The sequence below is a fragment of the Weissella fangxianensis genome (genome assembly GCF_024718545.1).
In the GTDB taxonomy this organism is placed as follows: Bacteria; Bacillota; Bacilli; order Lactobacillales; family Lactobacillaceae; genus Weissella; species Weissella fangxianensis.
Genome location: NZ_JAMXDB010000066.1, coordinates 1 through 4645, shown reverse-complemented (window position 1 = coordinate 4645; position 4645 = coordinate 1). Strand labels below are relative to the sequence as shown.

The 4645-nt window shown below is 35.6% G+C and carries 4 protein-coding genes and 1 pseudogene; 4 read left to right on the top strand and 1 reads right to left on the bottom strand.

The features are described 5' to 3' along the window. From NGR58_RS09945 to murB, 4 genes are all read left to right on the top strand, one after another. The coding region (locus NGR58_RS09945; RefSeq protein ID WP_258089340.1) for a transposase at window positions 1–354 on the top strand (354 nt) is incomplete at its 5' end. Window positions 355–593: 239 nt separating this feature from the next. Next, window positions 594–1703 (top strand): polysaccharide pyruvyl transferase family protein, encoded by a 1110-nt coding sequence (locus tag NGR58_RS09940; protein WP_258089339.1) that lies wholly within the window; start codon window positions 594–596, stop codon window positions 1701–1703. 5 nt (window positions 1704–1708) lie between these two features. Then, complete coding sequence (locus tag NGR58_RS09935; RefSeq protein ID WP_258089338.1) at window positions 1709–3202, top strand: lipopolysaccharide biosynthesis protein; 1494 nt, start codon at window positions 1709–1711, stop codon at window positions 3200–3202. Between the two features lie 10 nt (window positions 3203–3212). Continuing rightward, window positions 3213–4163, top strand: coding sequence for a UDP-N-acetylmuramate dehydrogenase (gene murB / locus NGR58_RS09930; RefSeq protein ID WP_258089337.1), 951 nt, complete (start codon window positions 3213–3215; stop codon window positions 4161–4163). Between the two features lie 204 nt (window positions 4164–4367). Here murB and NGR58_RS09925 read toward each other — a convergent pair. Continuing rightward, window positions 4368–4517: pseudogene (locus tag NGR58_RS09925) on the bottom strand (transposase); the annotation flags it as partial. Between the last annotated feature and the right edge of the window lie 128 nt (window positions 4518–4645).

The window sequence follows — 4645 nt, the reverse complement described above, 5'->3', positions numbered from 1 at the left end:
CAAGTTCATCGGGCCGCCAACCGTGAAGCAGCCGAACTGAAACTGAATGAGTTCGCCAACAACTGGCATCAGACCTATCCCAAATTAATCAAAGATCTGCTTAAAATGCCGAATTTACTCACTTTCATGGACTTTCCACCAGCTATCCGGCAATCACTATACTCCACTAACCTGATTGAGAACTTTAATAAGCATCTCAAGCGCACCACCCATCACAAAGAACAATTTCCAACGGAAGATTCACTGGATCGCTTCCTGGTTTCTCAGTTTAATGTTTATAACGAGAAGTCTCTAAAGCGGATCCACCGAGGGTTCAAAGGAATCCAGGACACCTTGGAAGCATCATTTATTTAAGTTAGATACATATTATATGTACGAAGGCATTTCATTTACACAAGATTCTTGACGCTACCCGGAAAACCATGTACACGTGTACATATACATGCATGTATGTGTGTGGCATAATAAATCTATAAACTAATAAAAAAGAGCGTTGCTAAAACAACAACTGCTACTAAATTAAAAAGAATTTTTATTTTAGTTACTAGCTTGCTACCAATTAGGTGAAAACATTTAAAATATGAGGTGTTGAAATGGATCAGAAATATGTCGCAATACACACAATAAACGACGACACCAACTTTGGTAACCGACTGCAAAATTTTGCCTTGCAAAAAGTTATAAGTGACCATGGTATTCCTGTGAAGACGCTACAAGATTCGATGGGGCAAAAAAGTAAATACTATGGTATGTGGGCTGAAATACGGTATTTACCTGGTTTGGTCCATTTGCGAGCACTGAAGGGATTGATCTCGAATCAGGATAGCTCTTTCCGTAATGAATTATTGAAGAAGAAAAGGCAATCCTTATTTCGAAGCTTCACAAAAAAATACGTACCGAAATTTGCTAATGGTCTAGTTGATTCGAAAAAAATAAGAAAGGTCGTGATTGGTAGCGACCAAATTTGGAACCCTTACTTTAGAAACAATTTGGTTGAAGATATTAGTTTGCCAGACTTACCGGTTGAAAAATTTAGTTACGCGGCTAGCATTGGGATTAGTGATATTGATGAAAAATATGACGAAATTTTCAAATTGGGCATCGAAAAATTACAAGCGGTATCAGTTCGTGAAAATTCAGCCAAGAAGTATCTAAATAACCTTTCAAACAAAAATGTGGAAGTTGTACTAGATCCGACCATGCTACTAGAAAAACAGATTTGGACGCAGGTAGCGGATTTAAGCACGATAACAATTAATGACGGATATGTTGTAACTTATTTTTTGGGGACACCTTCTTCAAAGCAGCTTGATTATATTTATAAATACGCAACTAAACGTAATTTGAATGTGGTGAACCTGAATGATGTTAATTCTAAGTTGTTTTCAAGTATTGGACCGTTAGAGTTTATAAAGATAATACGAGATTCCGAAACAGTTTTCGCTGATTCGTTTCACGCGGCTGTCTTTTCTATAATATTTGAAAAAAACTTTGAGCTCTTTAACCGACAAGATAATTTAATTGTTCGAGATATGAATACACGAATGAAAACGCTGTTTGAGGTATTTAATCTAGAAAGTAGATTACATTCCGGAGAGGTTAACGAGGAGCTGGATGTTGTTGATTTCAGAGACATCCGTAATATTCTTGAAAATGAACGAAATCGTTCATTGAATTGGTTGCTATCCGCTCTTGGAGATTAGTAGTGATGAAGCAGATTAAAACAGGAGCGATTCTGTCATATGTTAATATTATTCTTAAAAATTTAGTCAATATTTTTTACACTCCGTTATTGATTCATCTTGCGGGGCAAAATAATTTTGGTATATATCAATTGACGGCTCAAACAATTGCAACCTTGTCAATTCTTTCTATGGGTTTTTCAGGTGCATATATTCATTTTTTTTGGATGGAAAAGAAAAAAGGTGAGGAATTTGTTCGAAGATTAAATGGTACGTATCTAAAAATGTTTACCACAATTGCAATTCTATCTATAGTAATTGGGGCGTTGGTAACGATATTTAGTCCACTCTTTTTTGGCAACACTTTCAATTCGTCTGAATTAAAAATTGCAAAAATTATGTTAGGACTTATGTCTTTGAATATGGCTGTTACATTTATTTCAACTATTTTTGATTCGTTTATTTCAGCCAATCAAAGGTTTGTATTTCAACAGTCTAGAATTTTAGCAACAACCATTATTCAGCCATTAATTGTTATACCACTATTGATGATTGGATTTTCTGTTGTAACAGTGGCAATGGTTCAATTGATAACGTCTATAATGTTATTACTTTTAAATGGCCGCTTTGCAATTGTAAAGTTGAATATGGAGTTCGCCTTGAAGGAAAAAATAGGGCCAACAGCTAAACTTATTTTTACGTTTTCGGGTTTTTTACTTATAAATGATATTGTGGATTTGATTAATAATAATCTACCAGGCATGATAGTTGGTTCGTTGTTAGGTCCAGCGAGTGTTGCTGTGTATGCAATTGTCGTGCAGATTAGAAACATATTTTTTCAATTATCGTTAGCTTTATCAAATGTGTTTATTCCGAAGATAAACAAGATGTTTTCAGAATCGGCATCAAATGATGAGTTTTCTGATGTAATGGTGAAAGTTGGCCGTGTGCAACTTTCAATTTTGTTATTTGTCTACGGTGGATTTATTGTTGTTGGCAAGTTTTTTATCAATATGTGGGCGGGGAGTGGTTTTCAAGACGCGTATTGGATGCTGGTCGTTACATTGTTTCCAGCATTAGTTCCACTTTCTCAGAATTTGGGAATAGAGATACAACGAGCAAAAAATATGCATAAGTTCCGATCCCTAGCACTCGGGGTTTTGGCGCTGGTTAATATTATTATTACTTACTACTCATTGAAAATTTTCGGTCTTACTGGATCTGTATTTGGTTATGTATTTAGTTTGGCAATCGGGAACGGGCTGTTAATTAATTTGTATAATCATTTTGTTGTTGGATTAGATATGGTGAAATTTTGGAAGTCGACTATCAAATTAGTTGTTGGGAGTGCAATTTCTATAGTTTTGGGATTAGTATTGCAAATGTTTATAAAGGTAGACAACGTTTTTTCGTTTAGTCTTGTTGGGTTAATTTATGCAGGCATATTTTATTTAATTTGGTACCTTTGGTCCGCAGATGCTAATGAAAAAATGTTTTTAAAGGAATATATCAAGAAATAAGGTCTAACAAATGGAAAATTATAGTAAATTGATACCGGATGTCGAAGCAGATGTCTGGCTGCGAGATCGGACTCATACAAAAACAGGTGGTAAAATTCCGTATATTTTTTATCCACGTAATTTAGATGAATTGAAGAAAGTGGTCACAACTTTAAAATCAGACAATGTGTATTTTGAAGTTCTTGGTGAAATGACCAATATTGCGGTTAGTGAAGATGATCTTGATTTTGTGATTGTTAACATGATGCGCTATGAGAATGAATCAGAGACTATGTGGGATGGAAATCGGTTTTTAACGGTGTCCGCCAGTATGAAAATGAAGCAACTTGCAATCTGGGCATTGAATTCAAACATCAAAGGATTAGCATGGATGGAAGGAATCCCAGGTACGGTCGGAGCTGGAATATTCATGAATGCAGGGTTCTTGGTTGGTCAAGATATGGAAACGTATTTGGTCAGTGCCGAGTACTTAGATTTGGATGACTTACAAGTTAAAACTGTTCAAAATCAAGACTTAGACTTTAGATATCGATATTCCAAATTTCACGATATGAACGCAATTGTTTTGCAAGGGACGTTCATGGTTTATCCATTAAAGTGTGACTGGAAGCTACCACTTGGTAAATATAAGCTAAAAACACAGATGAACAGATATCACGTACGCAGGTCCAAAAATCAACCTCTAGAGCTTCCTTCTGCGGGTACGGTATTTGTTCCTCCAATGCCGTGGCACGTCGGTGGAATGATGCGAGAACTAAATTTAGTAGGTCATCAAATTGGGGGCGCACAAATATCGCCAAAATCGCCAGGGTTTATCGTTAATGTTGGTGGTATGACGGGGGAAGATTTTTTTGCTTTGGTAGATTTTATGCAAAATAAGGTATACGAGAATTACAATCTAAGAATTGTTCCTGAAGTGCGACTAATTAAGCGTGATGGGGATCCGAGACGCCAACACTAAGTTTCATGTCCAGTGTAAAATATAGGGGTGATTTTTATAATTGTTTTTTAGTTAAAAAATTAAGTATACCCCGAAATGATAATGATTAATTGAGTTTAAATGAAAAGTGTGCCAATTATTGACATGTTTCAATTCCTTTGATCTTAAGCGGTTCAAAGTCAAATGGTACTGATGACCGGTAAAATTTAATATTTTGAACCTTGCTTAGGCAGCTGACTTCACATTGTTGAGATCAGCTACCTTTTGCTTATAGTTCATTGAGTAGAAATTATTCTTGAATGAGATAAGAATACGTAGACGGAAGTTTTTGAAACTACGGAAGCCGTATGCCGTGCGCTTAATTGCTTTGATTTTAGGCTCTGTGTCAAATAGCGTGAAAAACAGTAAAATCGATTAATTAGGTTTGTGAAAAGCGACTGTGAATCTGACAGATTATGTCAGATTCATGGTCGTTTTTTGTGTTAATAAGTTCATGAAGTTTA

Bases quoted from the DNA above. Each gene is read 5' to 3' on its own strand.
- NGR58_RS09940 (WP_258089339.1), top strand. From the start codon at position 594: ATGGATCAGAAATATGTCGCAATACACACAATAAACGACGACACCAAC.
- NGR58_RS09935 (WP_258089338.1), top strand. From the start codon at position 1,709: ATGAAGCAGATTAAAACAGGAGCGATTCTGTCATATGTTAATATTATT.
- murB (WP_258089337.1), top strand. From the start codon at position 3,213: ATGGAAAATTATAGTAAATTGATACCGGATGTCGAAGCAGATGTCTGG.